This window comes from Pseudomonas sp. LS2P72, assembly GCF_054897865.1.
In genome coordinates this window covers 1,790,516-1,806,390 of sequence record NZ_CM142708.1, presented here as the reverse complement: position 1 = coordinate 1,806,390, position 15,875 = coordinate 1,790,516, and the positions used below count along the sequence as shown (strand labels likewise).

The window sequence follows — 15,875 nt, the reverse complement described above, 5'->3', positions numbered from 1 at the left end:
TCAATTCCTGTAGGAGCAAAGCTTGCTCGCGATTGACGCGATTCGGTGTAACAGAATGACCGCATCATCGTTCATCGCGAGCAAGCTTTGCTCCTACACAATAAGCTTCCGGAGTTCCCCATGACGGCCCACGCCGACCTTTCGCCGACCCTTCAACTCGCCATCGACCTGATTCGCCGTCCGTCCGTGACGCCGGTCGACGCCGATTGCCAGAAGCAGATGATGCAGCGCCTGGGCGATGCCGGTTTTGCGCTTGAGCCAATGCGCATCGAAGATGTGGATAACTTCTGGGCGACTCACGGCAAACACGACGGTCCGGTACTGTGCTTCGCCGGCCACACCGACGTGGTGCCGACCGGCCCGGTGACTGCCTGGCAGATCGACCCGTTCAACGCAGTAATCGACGAACACGGCATGCTCTGCGGCCGTGGCGCGGCGGACATGAAAGGTAGCCTCGCGTCCATGACCGTCGCGGCCGAGCGTTTCGTCACCGACTACCCGGATCACAAGGGCAAGGTCGCTTTCCTGATCACCAGCGACGAAGAAGGCCCGGCGCACCATGGCACCAAAGCCGTGATCGAACGCCTTGCAGCCCGTAAGGAGCGTCTGGACTGGTGCATCGTCGGCGAGCCGTCGAGCACTACCCTGGTGGGTGACGTGGTCAAGAACGGCCGTCGCGGTTCCCTCGGTGCCAAGCTGACCGTGCGCGGCGTGCAAGGTCACGTGGCCTATCCGCACCTGGCGAAGAACCCGATCCACCTCGCCGCGCCGGCACTGGCCGAACTGGCCGCCGAGCACTGGGACCACGGCAACGATTTCTTCCCGCCGACCAGTTTCCAGATCTCCAACGTGAACTCCGGCACCGGCGCGACCAACGTGATCCCGGGCGACCTGGTGGCGGTGTTCAACTTCCGCTTCTCCACCGAATCCACCGTCGAAGGCCTGCAAAAGCGCGTCGCTGACATCCTCGACAAGCATGGCCTGGACTGGCACATCGACTGGGCGCTGTCCGGCCTGCCGTTCCTCACCGAACCGGGCGCGTTGCTGGATGCTGTCGCGTCGAGCATCAAGGACATCACCGGTCGTGACACCAAGGCGTCCACCAGTGGCGGCACCTCCGACGGGCGTTTCATCGCGACCATGGGTACTCAGGTGGTTGAACTGGGCCCGGTCAACGCGACGATTCACCAGGTCAACGAGCGTGTGCTGGCGGCCGACCTTGATGTGCTGACCGAAATTTACTACCAGACCCTGATCAAGTTGCTCGCCTGATGCTCGCCTGCCCGATCTGCAGCGAACCGCTGAACGCGGTGGACAACGGCGTGGCCTGCCCCGCCGGGCATCGTTTCGACCGTGCGCGTCAGGGTTACTTGAATCTGTTGCCGGTGCAGCACAAGAACAGCCGCGACCCTGGGGATAACCTGGCGATGGTCGAAGCCCGACGCGACTTTTTGAACGCCGGCCATTACGCACCGGTGGCCAAGCGTCTGGCGGAACTGGCGGCGCAATACGCGCCCCAGCGCTGGCTGGACATCGGTTGTGGCGAGGGTTACTACACCGCGCAAATAGCCGAGGCCTTGCCGAGCGCCGACGGTTACGCATTGGACATCTCCCGGGAAGCGGTCAAACGCGCCTGCAAACGTAACCCTGCGCTGACCTGGTTGATCGCCAGCATGGCGCGGGTTCCACTGGCCTCTGGCAGCTGCCAGTTTCTCGCCAGCGTCTTCAGCCCGCTGGATTGGGAGGAAGCCAAACGCCTGCTCAGCCCCGGCGGCGGTTTGATGAAAGTCGGGCCAACCAGCGGCCATCTGATGGAATTGCGCGAGCGTCTGTACGACGAAGTGCGTGAATACACCGATGACAAGCATCTGGCTTTGGTGCCGGAAGGCATGGCGCTGCAGCACAGTGAAACCCTGGAATTCAAACTGCTGCTTGCAAGTGGTCAGGACCGGGCGAACCTGTTGGCCATGACGCCCCACGGCTGGCGCGCCAGTGCTGAGCGCCGGGCGGCGGTCATCGAACAGGTTGAGCCGTTCGAGGTCACTGTTTCGATGCGCTACGATTACTTCGTACTTCAATAACACCTTAATTTTTTGGTCTTCGGCATTTGTCGTAGGCCGGCTAAATCCGCGAATGGATTTTTCAGACCCGCAGTGAGGACATCCATGCGCCAACCCGATATCGAAATTTACCTGAAAGACGCCGACGTCGACTACAAGGCTGTCGCGGCCTGGCTCGGCGCGGCTTTGGGCCCATGCACCGACTGGGTCCAGAAAGGCCAGACCTACAAGTGCAAGGCCGGCAACGTGTCGGTCACCTGGCTGCCGAAAGCCGTGGGCAAATGGAACAGCCTGTTCCTGGACAGCGACCAGACCCCGTGGGAAGACGACATCGCCTGCGCCCGCGCCGCGTTTGCCGCGTTGAACGTCGAAGTGCGTTGCGCACCGGGTAGCTGGGTCGAGGAAGAAGGTGAAGAGACAGCGGATCGCTGGATGCGCATCAGCGCGGAGGGTGAAGAAGAGATCACCTGGAAAACCGTGTAAAACTTGAACACCGAACCTGTGGAAGCGAGCCTGCTCGCGATGAGGCCCTTTCAGTCAACATTGATGTTGAATGTCAGCCAGCTATCGCGAGCAGGCTCGCTCCCACAGTAGTTTTTGGTGATCTGAGGAGTGGGTTTACAGGCCCACAACATCCTCAGCCTGTAAGCCCTTCTCGCCAGTCACCACGCCGTATTCCACCTGCTGACCTTCAGCCAGCGAGCGATGCCCTTCGCCGCGAATCGCGCGGTAATGCACGAACACGTCCACTCCGTCCTCGCGCTGAATAAAGCCGTAGCCCTTGGCGTCGTTGAACCACTTCACATTGCCGGTTTCGCGCGTTGCCATGTCAGTACCCCTCTTGTTTTTATTTTGAACGGCCGAGTATATGACAGCCGCCAAAACTCTCAACTCACTTTACTTAGCCGCTTTTTTGCCGATTTTCGGCGAATACGGCACACTAGGGGGCGTTCTCAATGAGTTTCCGCACCGCGCCGGGTCTGCTGTTGTGCAGGGCAAGGCGCGAGAAGCGTGGTTTAGTCATTCCAAATAAGCTTCGAGCAACGCAGCCCTGCACAACAGCAGGCCCGGCCCTTCGGGTTGTGCCTTAAAGCGGGCCAGGCTGCGTTGCAGGCCTTGGAAAGGGAACAAAACCATTCCCAAGCGGCCTGCGCCTTGCCTGGCCCGCTTTAAGGCGACAACGCGGCGTGGAAACTCATTGAGAACGCCCCCTACGACCGCCCGAGCAAACGCTCGGTTTTTTTCACTCACGCAGAAGCCGTATGACCCGTTCCCCGTTCCGCCGTCTTGTGTTTGGCACCCTGCGCCGACTGCTCTACCTCTGGGTTCGCTCGGAGACGATCAATCAGTCGTCGTTCACCCTCAACCTCGACCGCAGCCGTCCGGTGTTCTACGTCCTGCAAAATCCTTCGTTGACCGACCTGGCCGTAGTCGATACCGAGTGCAGCAAGGCAGGTTTGCCGCGCCCGGTGTTGCCGGTCTCGGTAGGTACGCTGGAAGAACCCGCGGCGTTCTTTTACCTGACGCCAGAGCCCGATTGGCTCGGCCGTCAGGACAAGCGCGGTGCACCGCCAACCTTGACTCGCCTGGTCAGCGCCCTGAGCCAGAACGCCGCCGAAGACGCGCAGATCATTCCGGTCAGCGTGTTCTGGGGTCAGTCGCCGGACAGCGAATCGAGCCCGTGGAAACTGCTCTTCGCCGACAGCTGGGCGGTCACCGGGCGTCTGCGCCGGTTGCTGAGCATCATTGTGCTGGGGCGCAAAACGCGGGTGCAGTTCTCCGCGCCGATCCATTTGCGCGAGCTGATTGACCACAACAAGGGCCACGAGCGCACCGTGCGCATGGCCCAACGAATTCTGCGGGTGCACTTCCGCAACCTGAAAGCGGCGGTAATCGGCCCGGACATTTCCCACCGTCGCAACCTGGTCAAAGGCCTGCTCAATCAGCCGCTGGTCAAGCAAGCGATCCTCGACGAAGCCGAGCGCGAGAACATCTCCCCGGAGAAAGCCAAGGCCCAGGCCCTGCGCTATGGCAACGAGATCGCCTCCGACTACACCTACACCGCGATCCGTTTTCTGGAAGTGGTGCTGAGCTGGTTCTGGAACAAGATCTACGACGGGATCAAGGTCAACCACATCGAAGGCGTGCAGAAGGTCGCTCAGGGTCACGAAGTGATCTACGTGCCGTGCCATCGCAGCCATATCGACTATCTGCTGCTGTCCTATTTGCTGTTCCGCAACGGCCTGACCCCGCCGCACATCGCCGCCGGGATCAACCTCAACATGCCGGTGATCGGCAGCCTGCTGCGGCGTGGCGGTGCGTTCTTCATGCGCCGCACCTTCAAGGGCAACCCGCTCTACACCTCGGTGTTCAACGAATACCTGCACACCCTGTTCACCAAAGGCTTCCCGGTGGAGTACTTCGTCGAGGGTGGCCGTTCGCGCACCGGGCGCATGCTGCAGCCGAAAACCGGGATGCTGGCGATTACCTTGCGCAGCTTCCTGCGCTCGTCGCGGATGCCGATCGTGTTCATCCCGGTCTACATCGGCTACGAGCGTGTGCTGGAAGGCCGGACCTACCTCGGCGAACTGCGTGGCGCGAGCAAGAAGAAAGAATCGATCTTCGACATCTTCAAAGTCATCGGCGCGCTCAAGCAGCGTTTCGGCCAAGTGGCGGTGAACTTCGGCGAGCCGATCAAACTGGCGGAATTCCTCGACAGCGAGCAGCCGGACTGGCGTAAACAGGAACTCGGACCGCAATTCAAACCGGCCTGGCTCAACGAAACCACTAATCGCCTCGGCGAGAAAGTCGCGCAGCACCTGAACGAAGCGGCGGCGATCAACCCGGTCAACCTGGTGGCCCTGGCGCTGCTGTCCACCAGCCGTCTGGCGCTGGATGATCGCGCTATGGCGCGCGTGCTCGATCTGTACCTGGCGCTGTTACGCAAAGTCCCGTACTCGCCGCACACCACGCTGCCGGAAGGTGACGGCCGCGCGCTGATCGAGCATGTGAAGGACATGGATCTGCTGTCCGAGCAGAGCGATGCCTTGGGCAAGATTCTGTATCTGGACGAGCAGAACGCCGTCCTGATGACCTACTACCGTAACAACGTTTTGCACATCTTCGCCTTGCCGGCGTTGCTGGCGAGTTTCTTCCAGAGCGCCTCGCGCATGAGCCGCGAACAGATCCTGCGTTACACCCGCGCGCTCTATCCGTACTTGCAATCGGAGTTGTTCATTCGCTGGTCGCTGGACGAACTCGATGCGGTGATCGATCAATGGCTCGAAGCCTTCGTCGAACAAGGTCTCCTGCGTTTTGAGAATGATGTCTACCTGCGGCCGGCGCCGAGTTCGCGGCATTTTGTGCTGCTGACCTTGCTGTCGAAAAGCATCGCCCAGACCTTGCAGCGCTTTTACATGACAGTCTCGCTGCTGCTCAACAGCGGTCAGAACAGCATCAGCGCCGAAGAACTGGAAGACCTCTGCACGGTCATGGCTCAGCGCCTGTCGATCCTTCATGGTCTGAACGCCCCGGAATTCTTCGACAAGAGTCTGTTCCGCCACTTCATCCAGACCATGCTCGACCTCGACGTGCTGAAGCGCGACGAAGCCGGCAAGCTGAGCTATCACGAACTGCTCGGCGAACTGGCCGAAGGCGCGGCCAAGCGGGTGTTGCCGGCGGAGATTCGCTTGTCGATCCGTCAGGTGGCGTTACATCGCAGTGAAGATGCGGCGGATCAGGTCGCCACACAGCCCGAGGCCTGATGAAATCCCTGTGGGAGCGAGCCTGCTCGCGAATGCGGTTTAACGTTCAACATCTCAGTTGTCTGGCACACCGCTTTCGCGAGCAGGCTCACTCCCACATTAATTGGAGATCTCCGATGAAAAAACTTTCTTTGTTGGCCATGACCACCCTGCTGGGCGCCTGTCAGTCGATGCAGCCCGCCGCTAAAACCTCTCTGGATGGCGAAGTGTTCTACCTGCAACGCATTGCCCTGCCGCCGAGCGCCACGTTAAGCGTCAGCTTGCAGGACGTTTCCCTGGCCGATGCGCCCGCCGCGGTCCTCGACGAACAGAAAGGCCCGGTCAAAGGCCAGGTGCCGCTGCCGTTTCATCTGAGTTACGATCCAGCGCAGGTCAAACCGGGCCATCGTTATTCGGTCAGCGCACGGATCGAAGTGAATGGCGAACTGATGTTCATCACCACGGAGCATCACGCCGTGCAGCTTGATGGCAGCGACCCGCAGCCACTGAAAATCCGCGTCGACGCCGCCCGCTAATTCTCTATTTTGAACAAGGAAGCTGCCATGTTCCGCCCTACCCTTCGCTTCGCCGGCCTGTGCGCTGGCTTGATGATTTCCGCCAGCGCCCTTGCGCTGTCACTTAACGACCTGTCGCAGACAGACGCCACCGGCGGCCTTAAAGATGCCCTGACCCAAGGCGCACAACTGGCCGTGAAGCAACTCGGCACGCCGGGCGGCTTCAGCAACAACCCGGACGTGAAAATCGAACTGCCGGGCAAACTGGGCAAAGTCGCCAGCAAGATGAAACAGTTCGGCATGGGCGACCAGGTTGATCAGCTGGAAACCAGCATGAACAAAGCGGCTGAAACCGCCGTGACGCAAGCCCAACCGATCCTGGTGGATGCGGTGAAGAAGATGAGCGTGGAAGACGCCAAGGGCATTCTCAGCGGCGGCAAGGACTCGGCCACGCAGTACCTGAGCAAAACCAGCCGCGAACAGATCCGCGTGAAATTCCTGCCAATCGTTAAACAAGCCACCGACCAGGTTGGCCTCGCCAAGCAGTACAACTCGTTCGCCGGGCAAGCCGCGACGATGGGTGTGGTGGATGCGAAGAGCGCCAACATCGAAAGCTACGTGACCGAGCAGGCGTTGAACGGCTTGTTCGAAATGATTGGTAAACAGGAAGAAACCATTCGCCAGAATCCTGCAGCAGCAGCGACGAGTTTGGCGAAGAAGGTGTTCGGCACCCTTTGACATTCTTCCCGTAGGAGCAAAGCTTGCTCCTACGGGATTGTGTTTTGAGCCCGCAGAAAGAACACCCACTCGCGCCCCATCTTCCGCTTCTCAAACACCTCCAATTCGACCAGCCCATTCAACGTGGCCGACGCGGTGTTGTAAGAACAATCCAGATTCTCCTTCACATTGACCGCCGTAAACTCCTTGGCCATCCCGCTCTTGGCCACCTGGAATACGGCTCGCTGCTTCTCGGTCAATCGGTCAAAAAAACCGGACTCCAACAACCAGCGATCAAAGCTTTCGGCATACGCCAGACTTTTCCGATAAGCATCAGTAAAACCGCTGACAGCCCGCAGGATCACCGAGCATTGAAAGTCGATGAAATAAGTCAGATCGAGGTCATCAGCCTCAGTGTTCAGATAAGACCGTCCGTATTTCACCGGAGCAATACGCAGCAAAATGCTGATCGCAATGTAGCGAAAGGCAGAGAAATCATTCTTGAACATGAACCAATAAAACAGCGCTCGCGCCACCCGACCATTGCCGTCGCGGAAAGGATGCTCATAGCCCAGAGCAAAATGCAGTGCGATGCCTTTGATCAGTGGATGAAGGTAATCCACTTGATCGGGATCGTTGTGGGGCTGATTGATCCACGTCGACAGCACCCGCAATCGTGACACCAGCCCTGCTGCGGGCGGCGGTGTATGCACGGTATTGCCCTCGCCGTCCTGCACCACTACATCATCGTTGCCCCTGAACGCCCCCGGCGAATATTGCGTGTCATCAATGCCCTCGACACCCACCCGGTGCATGGCTGAAATCAGTTCGACACTCAGGGCGTCATGACGCTTTTCCCAGGCGAAATTCATCATCTTGAAGTTGCCGATCACCATTCGCTCATCCGGCGTGCGCGGCAGGCGATTGCGCTTGAGCATGTCCTTGGCCACGCGCGTGGTGGTCGCCGCGCCTTCGAGCTGGCTGCTGCTGATGGCTTCGTCTTCGATCAAATCGTTGAGCAGATAGCTGAAGTGCGCGTGCTCACCAATCTGACTGGTCATGTACTCCAACGCGGCCGTTGTGGCTTGCCGATCGACGGCGGAAATAGCTTTCTGCGCCAACGGCGTGAGCATGAATTTGCCCCATTGAAGCGGCTCGCCCAGCGGCAAAAGACTTGAGTACTGCGCAGTCCGGGCTTTCTTCACCAGCGCCCAGCACAGATTCGAATCCAGCCCCGGCGCCCAGCGGTAGCGCAACTCATCGAAAGGCAAATAACGCCCCTGATCGTCCAGCGGCTTGAGCAAGGCAAGGTAGTCCGAGAGGCGTTCCTTGTGGGGCGACTTCCCCAACAGGTCGAATACCGGGTCGGTCCTTCCCCTCAAAATGGGTGGCTTTTTCATTATTGCTGTCTCAAAAACTCGTAAAACTGAGTCTTGAGTACAGCATTCCGATCCCTCTGACTCAATATCAGAAGGTTCTGAAATAACTGTAGGAGCAAAGCTTGCTCGCGATGCAGGCGCCTCGGTTCAAATGTTTGACCGAGGTGCAGCCATCGCGAGCAAGCTTTGCTCCTACAGAGGTCAGGCTGGGTCTTTCTTGATCCGGAACCACGCCGCATACAGCGCCGGCAGAAACAGCAATGTCAGCGCCGTCGCCACAATCAACCCGCCCATGATCGCCACCGCCATCGGCCCGAAGAACACACTACGCGACAGCGGAATCATCGCCAGCACCGCTGCGAGTGCAGTCAATACAATCGGCCGGAAACGCCGCACCGTGGCTTCAATAATCGCCTGCCAAGGCTTGAGCCCGGCGGCGATGTCCTGCTCGATCTGGTCCACCAGAATCACCGAGTTACGCATGATCATCCCGGACAGCGCGATCGTCCCGAGCATGGCGACGAAACCGAACGGCTGACGGAACACCATCAGGAACAAGGTCACACCGATCAAACCCAAAGGCGCCGTCAGAAACACCATTATCGTGCGTGAGAGACTGCGCAGTTGCAGCATCAGCAATGTCAGCACCACCACGATGAAAAGCGGCACACCGGCCTTCACCGAATTCTGCCCGCGAGCCGAGTCTTCCACCGTGCCACCGACCTCCAGCAAATACCCGTCCGGCAGTTCGGCGCGAATCGGATCGAGGGTCGGCATGATCTGCTTCACCAGCGTCGCCGGTTGCTCCTTACCATAGATGTCTGCACGCACCGTCACGTTCGGCAAGCGGTTACGGTGCCAGATGACGCCTTCTTCGAAGCCGTATTCCAGGGTCGCGATTTGCGACAGCGCCACGCTGCGACCGTTGTCAGTCGGTACCGCCAGGCTTGGCAGCAATGACAGTTCGGTGCGTTCGTGCAACGTGCCGCGCAACAGAATCTCGATCAACTCGTTGTCTTCACGGTACTGGCTGACGCTGGAACCGGTCAGAGAGCTTTGCAGGAACTTCGACAGGTTCGCAGTGCTCACGCCAAGCGCCCGGGCGCGGTCCTGATCGATGTTCAGATACACGACTTTGCTCGGCTCTTCCCAATCCAGATGGACGTTGACCACGTGCGGGTTCTCGCGAACCTTGGCCGCGACTTTACGGGCCAGCGCGCGGACTTCCTCGATGTGCTCACCGGTGACCCGGAACTGCATCGGATAACCAACCGGTGGCCCGTTCTCCAGACGTGTCACCCTCGCGCGCAGGGCCGGGAATTGTTCCTTGAGGGCTTCGATCAGCCAGGTGCGCAGGACTTCGCGCTCCTCAATGGTTTTGGCCAGGACTACAAACTGCGCGAAGCTTGGTGCAGGAAGTTGTTGATCCAGCGGCAGGTAAAAACGTGGCGAACCGGTGCCGACATAAGCGACATAGTTGTCGATACCGGCGTGATCCTTGAGCAGTGTTTCGAGGCGTTTGACCTCATCGCGGGTGTTGCTCAACGAGGCGCCTTCGGCCAGTTTCAGATCGACCATCAATTCCAGACGACCCGATGCTGGGAAGAACTGTTGCGGCACAAAGCGAAACAGGATGACAGAACCGATAAACAACACGGCCGTCAGGACAATGACCGTCTTGCGCCGCCGGACGCACCACTCCACCAGGCGTCTGACGCGCTGATAGAACGGCGTGCCGTAAGGGTCGGGCTGGCCGTCGCCGGTGCCATGTTTGGCGGCATGAATCTTCGCCAGATCCGGCAGGAGTTTTTCCCCCAGATAAGGCACAAACACAACGGCGGCCACCCACGAGGCCAGCAACGCGATGGTCACCACCTGGAAGATCGAACGGGTGTATTCACCCGTGCCCGATTGCGCAGTGGCAATCGGCAGGAAGCCGGCCGCGGTGATCAGCGTGCCGGTAAGCATCGGGAATGCGGTGCTGGTCCAGGCGTAACTGGCCGCCTTGATCCGGTCGAAGCCCTGCTCCATTTTGATCGCCATCATTTCCACGGCGATGATCGCGTCGTCCACCAACAAACCCAGCGCCAAAACCAACGCCCCGAGGGAAATCTTGTGCAGGCCGATGCCCAGGTAATACATGCAGGCGAACGTCATCGCCAATACCAAGGGAATCGCCAGCGCGACCACCATGCCAGTGCGCACACCGAGGGAGAAGAAGCTCACTAGCAGGACAATTGCCAGTGCTTCCACCAGCACCTGAACAAACTCGCCGACACTGCTTTTCACGGCGGCGGGTTGGTCAGAGACCTTGCGCAGCTGCATACCGGCAGGGAGATTTTTCTGGATCCGGTCGAACTCGATTTCCAACGCCTTGCCCAGCACCAGAATGTCGCCACCGTCCTTCATGGCCACGGCCAGACCGATGGCGTTTTCCGCCATGAAGCGCATGCTTGGCGCTGGCGGATCGTTGAATCCCCGACGCACATCGGCCACATCAGCGATGCGGAACGTACGGTCACCGACGCGGATCGGAAAGCTCTGGATCTCTTCGACCGTCTGAAAATTCCCCGAGACGCGTAGTTGCAATCGCTCGCTGGAAGTCTCGAAGAACCCGGCGGTGGACACCGCGTTCTGCTCTTCAAGGGCCTTCTGCACCGCCGATAAAGGCAGGCCGAGGGTGGCGAGTTTGACGTTGGAAAGTTCGATCCAGATCTTCTCGTCCTGTAACCCGAGCAGATCGACCTTGCCCACATCCTTGACCCGTTGCAGCTGAATCTGCACGCGGTCGGCGTAGTCCTTGAGCACCGCGTAATCAAAACCTTCGCCGGTCAGCGCGTAGATGTTGCCAAACGTTGTGCCGAACTCATCATTGAAAAATGGTCCCTGGATGCCCGGTGGCAGGGTCTGACGAATGTCGCCGATCTTCTTGCGAACCTGGTACCAGAGGTCCGGGATTTCCACCGAGTGCATGGAATCACGGGCGACGAACGTCACTTGTGATTCGCCCGGACGGGAGAACGAAACGATGCGTTCGTACTCGCCGGTTTCCATCAGCTTCTTTTCAATGCGCTCGGTGACCTGGCGCGATACCTCCTGCGCCGTGGCCCCCGGCCAGTTGGTCCGAATCACCATGGCCTTGAAGGTGAACGGCGGGTCTTCACTTTGGCCGAGTTTGGTGTAGGACAGTGCGCCGACAACGGCCAGCAAGAGCATCAGGAACAGTACGATCTGGCGATTACGCAGCGCCCATTCGGAAAGATTGAAACCCATCGGGGATTACTCCTTGTCCGCCAGATTGACCACGCGGTTGGAGCGATCCACCGGGCGCACTTGTTGCCCTTCAAGCAGCACATGAACGCCAGCGGCCACCACCCAGTCGCTGGCGTTCAGGCCTTCGAGCACCGGTACGGTTTTCTCGCCGAAGGCACCGACCCGGACCGGGGTTTTCTTCAGGGTGTTGTTGGCACTGACGACCCAGACGTAGGTCGCGCCGTTTTCTGCGGTCAGTGCGGAAAGCGGCACCGACAGCGGCACCACATCGGAGGTCTGAACGAATACCCGGGCACTCTGGCCGAGTTCAGCAGGAACCTTGCCGGCGGTGAAAGCGATTCGGGCGGCAAACGTGCGCGATTTTGGATCGGCAGCGGGCGACAGCTCACGGATGCGCCCGGCGAAACGTTGGTCGGGTTGGGTCCAGAGTTCCACCGACACTGGCTGACCGACCTTGAAGCGGCCAAAGCTCTGCTCCGGCAAGCTGATCAACACTTCACGTTCGCCATCGGTGGCGAGGGTAAATACGGTTTGCCCCGCCGCCACCACTTGCCCGACTTCAACCGCGCGTTTAGCCACCACGCCATCCTGAGGCGCACGCAGTACCGCGTAACTGGCCTGATTGGTCGAAACGTTGAATTCAGCTTTGATTTGCTTGAGGCGTGCTTCACCGGATCGGTAAAGGTTTTCGGAATTGTCGTACTGCGAACGGCTGACCATCTGACGTTCCATCAGGGTCTTGTAGCGATCACGTTCGGCGCGCACCAGGCTCAGGTTGGCCTCGGCAGCGGCGACCTGCGCACGGGTGGCTTCCAATTGCAGGCGCACGTCCTGAGGATCGAGCTCCGCAAGAGGTTGGTCAGCCTTGACTCGCTGCCCTTCCTCGACCAGTCGCCGACTGACTTTACCGCCAATGCGAAACGCCAGGTCCGGCTCATAGCGAGCGCGGACTTCACCGGGAAAACTTTCCATCGCCTGGGCCGACGGCTCTGGCTGCACGACCATGGCCGGGCGAACGGTGACCTGGGGCGCCTCTTCGTGACCGCACGCAGACAATAAAAACGCCAGACTGACTGGCAACGCGAGGGGCAAGGCATAGCGGAACATGGTGAAGGACCTTTCGCTAATGGTGCTTGGAATAATTATACTGGGCGGTATGTTATTAATAGCAAACTCACCAGTCCAGTATTAAAAGCGAAGAATGTCGAACAATCTCTCAGCACCCAACGGTCCGGGCCGTCCCAAGGATCTGGCCAAGCGCCAGGCGATCCTCGATGCGGCGAAAATTCTGTTTCTGAGCAAGGGTTATGCAAACACCAGCATGGACGCCGTCGCGGCCGAGGCCGGTGTGTCGAAGTTGACGGTCTACAGCCATTTCAACGACAAGGAGACGCTGTTCTCCGCCGCCGTGATGGCCAAGTGTGAAGAGCAATTGCCGACGCTGTTTTTCGAATTGCCGGACGGCACTGCCGTAGAAACGGTGCTGTTGAACATCGCGCGTGGCTTTCATCAACTGATCAACAGCGACGAATCGGTCAACCTGCATCGGTTGATGATGACGCTGGGCAGCCAGGACCCAAAACTCTCGCTGATCTTCTTCGAGGCCGGGCCTGAACGCATGCTGCAGGGCATGGAGCGGTTGCTGACCAAGGTTGATCAGAGCGGCGCGTTGAGCATCGACAAGCCGCGCAATGCAGCCGAGCATTTCTTCTGTCTGCTCAAGGGTGCGGGGAATTTCAGGCTGCTTTATGGCTGTGGCGAGCCGTTGATCGGGGATGCGGCCGAGAGCCATGTGCAGGAAGTGGTGGGGTTGTTTATGCGGGCGTATCGGCCAGAGACAGCCTGATGGATTTGTAGCGCCAGGACCGACGCCATCGCGGGCAAGCATTGCTCCTACAGGTTTGAAGCGATCACAAAATGTGTAAACGACATCAATCCGTAGGAGCAAAGCTTGCTCGCGATAGGGGCGACGCGGTCTTAAGGCTTCAGCGCTTTCTTCGGATAAATGTCATACCGGCTGGATTTACCGTCCAGCGCATGACTCGGCTTCGGCCCTTCGATACACGGCGCCTTGCGCGGGCGCTTGACCACCACTCGATGGCTGGCCAACGCCAACGCCGCTTCGAGCAGTGCCGGCGCATCCGGATCATCACCTACCAGCGGCCGGAACAGACGCATTTCCTTCTTCACCAGGGCCGTTTTCTCACGATGGGGAAACATCGGGTCGAGGTAGATCACCTGCGGCGGCTCGCCTTCCCAGTTGCGCATCACCTCGATCGAATTGCCCTTGAGCAAACGCATCCGCGCCACGATCGGCGCCACCTCAAAGTCTTCCGCGCCGCGTGCCAGGCCATCTTCAAGCAACGCACCAATCAGCGGCTGACGCTCGATCAGGCTCATCTCGCAGCCCAGGCTCGCCAGCACGAACGCATCTTTGCCCAGCCCCGCCGTGGCATCCAGCACGCGCGGACGCACGCCTTGGGCAACCCCGACAGCCTTGGCGATCATCTGACCGCTACCGCCGCCGTACAAGCGGCGATGGGCCGCACCGCCCTCGACAAAGTCCACCCGCACCGGCCCCGGCGCGTCCGGGCCCAGTTGCTGCAGCTGCAAACCCTGGTCGCCGACCTGCAAGGCAAACTCACCGTCATCCACCTGCATCGGCAAACCCAGGCGCTCGGCCCATTGTTCGGCCTGTGGCTGAAAAGTCGCGGCCAGGGCCTCGACGTGGATGCGGCAGGCCGCAGGTTGCTCAATCATGAGAAAACACGCTCAAAAAATTAATGATCGGCAAAAACGGCCGATAACAAAACTATCGAGCATTTTGCCAGAGCTGAGCGTCGACCGAGAGAAATGTCAGACATTCAACGCACATCGATAGGCTACATCTCGCCCCACGGCGATTTTGGTCTACGAAACTCCCAAGCACTGAGCGGCGTCAGTCACCTGTGGCAGGATTTCTTTGCCCAGGCCCTGGCCGATCAGTCGGGCGATGTCGTACCGGCTTCTCTCAACTTTCCACCGGTCGATCTCGACAGCCCGGTAGAACCCACCGTTGGCAGCGAACTGCTGGCTCACATCATTTCCCAGCGCGAATGCGATGTGAAAGAAACCGAGGTCCGCCCGCCCGAGCCACTGTTCCTGCCGATTGCCGAGTTTGAAATGGACCTGGCCGACAAACCTTTCCCACCGTTCCCGGCACTAGAAATCGTCGCTCAACAGAAGCAACAGGACTTCGAAAGCCGCTGGGTCCGCCCGATCGTGCTCACCGCAGGTCAGCCTGCGCCGGAAGCAGGCCCGGCGCCGCAACCGCGCCCGCTGCACCTGCCGATCGCCGAGTTCGAACTCGATCTGCTGGACAAGCCATTCCCGCCGTTCTCGCCCGAAGAGCTGGTGGAGCAACAGAAACAACTCGATTTCGATAACGGCTGGGCTCGCCCGATCGTCCTGCAAAACTTGCGCATCGCCGCCTGACCTTCAATAACAGGCTCTCAGCGGCATATCCACCACGGCCCGACATCCACATGAAAGTGATTGCGATGGGCGGCGTTGTAATCCGGACTCAAGACCACACTGAACATGTCGCAGGCGCCATCGCGGACCTGACGTAAAAACCGTGCGTCCTGATTATCCTTCGACCAATCCTTGAGCACGTTGATGGAGCGGCCATCGGCCAAGTGAAAACCGGCGATATCCAGCGCATTGGCGCTGGCATGCTGGCTGCGTCTGCCGTTTTCGCGGCTGTAGACGTTGCGACAGGCAAAGCTGCCGAGATGGTCGACACGCGTGACCGCTTGGCCGTAGACCGCTTGCGCCGCGGGTTGCAGGGCGTGGTGTTCGAACAGGGCAAACGACACCGCCAGGCGGCAACTGGAGAGGAAACTGCTGCTCAGCGCCACCTCGCCGCCTTGTACACGCAAGGTGTTGATCAGCGGGCACGTCGCGTCGGTGCTGTCGGCCTGATGGGTTACGCGCAATCCAGAGTTGCTCAGGGCTTGATCGCACAACTGCGGATCATCGCTCAAGCGCATCAGTTTGTAGCGGGTCAGAAAATTGGGCGCGGCCTTAACGTCCAGCGGTGCCCACGGATTCCACTGCGGCGGCAGTGAGATCCAGCCGCGCCAGACGCTCACCGCCGCCGTGCCGACGATCAACAGCATCAACAGCAGCCACCACCGAAACCTCATC

General features: G+C 59.6%; 14 protein-coding genes. 8 read left to right on the top strand and 6 right to left on the bottom strand.

All coding sequences use genetic code 11. The annotated features are described in order from the left end of the window. The first annotated feature begins 120 nt into the window (after window positions 1-120). The 3 genes from dapE (at window position 121) to ACYZUA_RS08330 (ending at window position 2,543) form a co-directional block, all read left to right on the top strand. The gene (dapE, locus tag ACYZUA_RS08340; protein ID WP_461962716.1) at window positions 121-1,272 is read left to right on the top strand and encodes a succinyl-diaminopimelate desuccinylase; all 1,152 of its coding nucleotides are present in this window, start codon (window positions 121-123) and stop codon (window positions 1,270-1,272) included. Next, window positions 1,272-2,081: a putative RNA methyltransferase gene (locus ACYZUA_RS08335; protein ID WP_461962715.1), complete on the top strand. Its 810-nt coding sequence runs from the start codon at window positions 1,272-1,274 to the stop codon at window positions 2,079-2,081. The genes dapE and ACYZUA_RS08335 overlap by 1 nt, the downstream gene beginning before the upstream one ends. A gap of 84 nt (window positions 2,082-2,165) precedes the next feature. Next, window positions 2,166-2,543 (top strand): hypothetical protein, encoded by a 378-nt coding sequence (locus ACYZUA_RS08330; RefSeq protein ID WP_309677113.1) that lies wholly within the window; start codon window positions 2,166-2,168, stop codon window positions 2,541-2,543. Between the two features lie 135 nt (window positions 2,544-2,678). Here the strand turns inward: ACYZUA_RS08330 and ACYZUA_RS08325 are convergent, their stop codons facing one another. After that, complete coding sequence (locus tag ACYZUA_RS08325; protein ID WP_008146705.1) at window positions 2,679-2,888, bottom strand: cold-shock protein; 210 nt, start codon at window positions 2,886-2,888, stop codon at window positions 2,679-2,681. A gap of 434 nt (window positions 2,889-3,322) precedes the next feature. Between ACYZUA_RS08325 and plsB the strand changes: the two genes are divergently transcribed. The 3 genes from plsB to ACYZUA_RS08310 all read left to right on the top strand — a co-directional run bounded on the left by plsB (window position 3,323) and on the right by ACYZUA_RS08310 (window position 7,056). Then, on the top strand, window positions 3,323-5,824 hold the full coding sequence (gene plsB / locus ACYZUA_RS08320) for a glycerol-3-phosphate 1-O-acyltransferase PlsB (protein ID WP_461962714.1): 2,502 nt from the start codon (window positions 3,323-3,325) through the stop codon (window positions 5,822-5,824). 116 nt (window positions 5,825-5,940) lie between these two features. Then, on the top strand, window positions 5,941-6,339 hold the full coding sequence (locus ACYZUA_RS08315; RefSeq protein WP_461962713.1) for a YbaY family lipoprotein: 399 nt from the start codon (window positions 5,941-5,943) through the stop codon (window positions 6,337-6,339). A 27-nt stretch (window positions 6,340-6,366) separates the two neighbouring features. Then, window positions 6,367-7,056, top strand: coding sequence for a DUF4197 domain-containing protein (locus ACYZUA_RS08310; protein ID WP_461962712.1), 690 nt, complete (start codon window positions 6,367-6,369; stop codon window positions 7,054-7,056). Between the two features lie 29 nt (window positions 7,057-7,085). Here the strand turns inward: ACYZUA_RS08310 and ACYZUA_RS08305 are convergent, their stop codons facing one another. The 3 genes from ACYZUA_RS08305 to ACYZUA_RS08295 form a co-directional block, all read right to left on the bottom strand. After that, a complete protein-coding gene (locus ACYZUA_RS08305) occupies window positions 7,086-8,435 on the bottom strand; it encodes a Fic family protein (RefSeq protein ID WP_461962711.1) in 1,350 nt (449 codons plus the stop codon). A gap of 180 nt (window positions 8,436-8,615) precedes the next feature. Further along, window positions 8,616-11,687, bottom strand: coding sequence for an efflux RND transporter permease subunit (locus ACYZUA_RS08300; protein WP_461962710.1), 3,072 nt, complete (start codon window positions 11,685-11,687; stop codon window positions 8,616-8,618). A gap of 6 nt (window positions 11,688-11,693) precedes the next feature. After that, complete coding sequence (locus tag ACYZUA_RS08295) at window positions 11,694-12,794, bottom strand: efflux RND transporter periplasmic adaptor subunit (RefSeq protein ID WP_461962709.1); 1,101 nt, start codon at window positions 12,792-12,794, stop codon at window positions 11,694-11,696. 94 nt (window positions 12,795-12,888) lie between these two features. On the opposite strand from ACYZUA_RS08295, the gene ACYZUA_RS08290 reads away from it, so the two are divergent. Further along, complete coding sequence (locus ACYZUA_RS08290) at window positions 12,889-13,533, top strand: TetR/AcrR family transcriptional regulator (RefSeq protein WP_461962708.1); 645 nt, start codon at window positions 12,889-12,891, stop codon at window positions 13,531-13,533. A 131-nt stretch (window positions 13,534-13,664) separates the two neighbouring features. Here the strand turns inward: ACYZUA_RS08290 and ACYZUA_RS08285 are convergent, their stop codons facing one another. Further along, entirely contained in the window at window positions 13,665-14,447 is a 783-nt protein-coding gene (locus ACYZUA_RS08285) for a class I SAM-dependent methyltransferase (protein WP_008146717.1), read from the bottom strand. A gap of 93 nt (window positions 14,448-14,540) precedes the next feature. On the opposite strand from ACYZUA_RS08285, the gene ACYZUA_RS08280 reads away from it, so the two are divergent. After that, window positions 14,541-15,161: an energy transducer TonB gene (locus ACYZUA_RS08280; RefSeq protein WP_461962707.1), complete on the top strand. Its 621-nt coding sequence runs from the start codon at window positions 14,541-14,543 to the stop codon at window positions 15,159-15,161. A gap of 17 nt (window positions 15,162-15,178) precedes the next feature. Here the strand turns inward: ACYZUA_RS08280 and ACYZUA_RS08275 are convergent, their stop codons facing one another. Next, window positions 15,179-15,874 carry an extensin-like domain-containing protein gene (locus ACYZUA_RS08275; protein ID WP_461962706.1) on the bottom strand — a complete coding sequence of 232 codons (696 nt, stop codon included), beginning with the start codon at window positions 15,872-15,874 and terminating at the stop codon, window positions 15,179-15,181. Window position 15,875: the final 1 nt, after the last annotated feature.

Coding starts and splice junctions, on each gene's coding strand:
- dapE (WP_461962716.1), top strand. CDS start 121: ATGACGGCCCACGCCGACCTTTCGCCGACCCTTCAACTCGCCATCGAC.
- ACYZUA_RS08335 (WP_461962715.1), top strand. CDS start 1,272: ATGCTCGCCTGCCCGATCTGCAGCGAACCGCTGAACGCGGTGGACAAC.
- ACYZUA_RS08330 (WP_309677113.1), top strand. CDS start 2,166: ATGCGCCAACCCGATATCGAAATTTACCTGAAAGACGCCGACGTCGAC.
- ACYZUA_RS08325 (WP_008146705.1), bottom strand. CDS start 2,888: ATGGCAACGCGCGAAACCGGCAATGTGAAGTGGTTCAACGACGCCAAG.
- plsB (WP_461962714.1), top strand. CDS start 3,323: ATGACCCGTTCCCCGTTCCGCCGTCTTGTGTTTGGCACCCTGCGCCGA.
- ACYZUA_RS08315 (WP_461962713.1), top strand. CDS start 5,941: ATGAAAAAACTTTCTTTGTTGGCCATGACCACCCTGCTGGGCGCCTGT.
- ACYZUA_RS08310 (WP_461962712.1), top strand. CDS start 6,367: ATGTTCCGCCCTACCCTTCGCTTCGCCGGCCTGTGCGCTGGCTTGATG.
- ACYZUA_RS08305 (WP_461962711.1), bottom strand. CDS start 8,435: ATGAAAAAGCCACCCATTTTGAGGGGAAGGACCGACCCGGTATTCGAC.
- ACYZUA_RS08300 (WP_461962710.1), bottom strand. CDS start 11,687: ATGGGTTTCAATCTTTCCGAATGGGCGCTGCGTAATCGCCAGATCGTA.
- ACYZUA_RS08295 (WP_461962709.1), bottom strand. CDS start 12,794: ATGTTCCGCTATGCCTTGCCCCTCGCGTTGCCAGTCAGTCTGGCGTTT.
- ACYZUA_RS08290 (WP_461962708.1), top strand. CDS start 12,889: ATGTCGAACAATCTCTCAGCACCCAACGGTCCGGGCCGTCCCAAGGAT.
- ACYZUA_RS08285 (WP_008146717.1), bottom strand. CDS start 14,447: ATGATTGAGCAACCTGCGGCCTGCCGCATCCACGTCGAGGCCCTGGCC.
- ACYZUA_RS08280 (WP_461962707.1), top strand. CDS start 14,541: ATGTCAGACATTCAACGCACATCGATAGGCTACATCTCGCCCCACGGC.
- ACYZUA_RS08275 (WP_461962706.1), bottom strand. CDS start 15,874: ATGAGGTTTCGGTGGTGGCTGCTGTTGATGCTGTTGATCGTCGGCACG.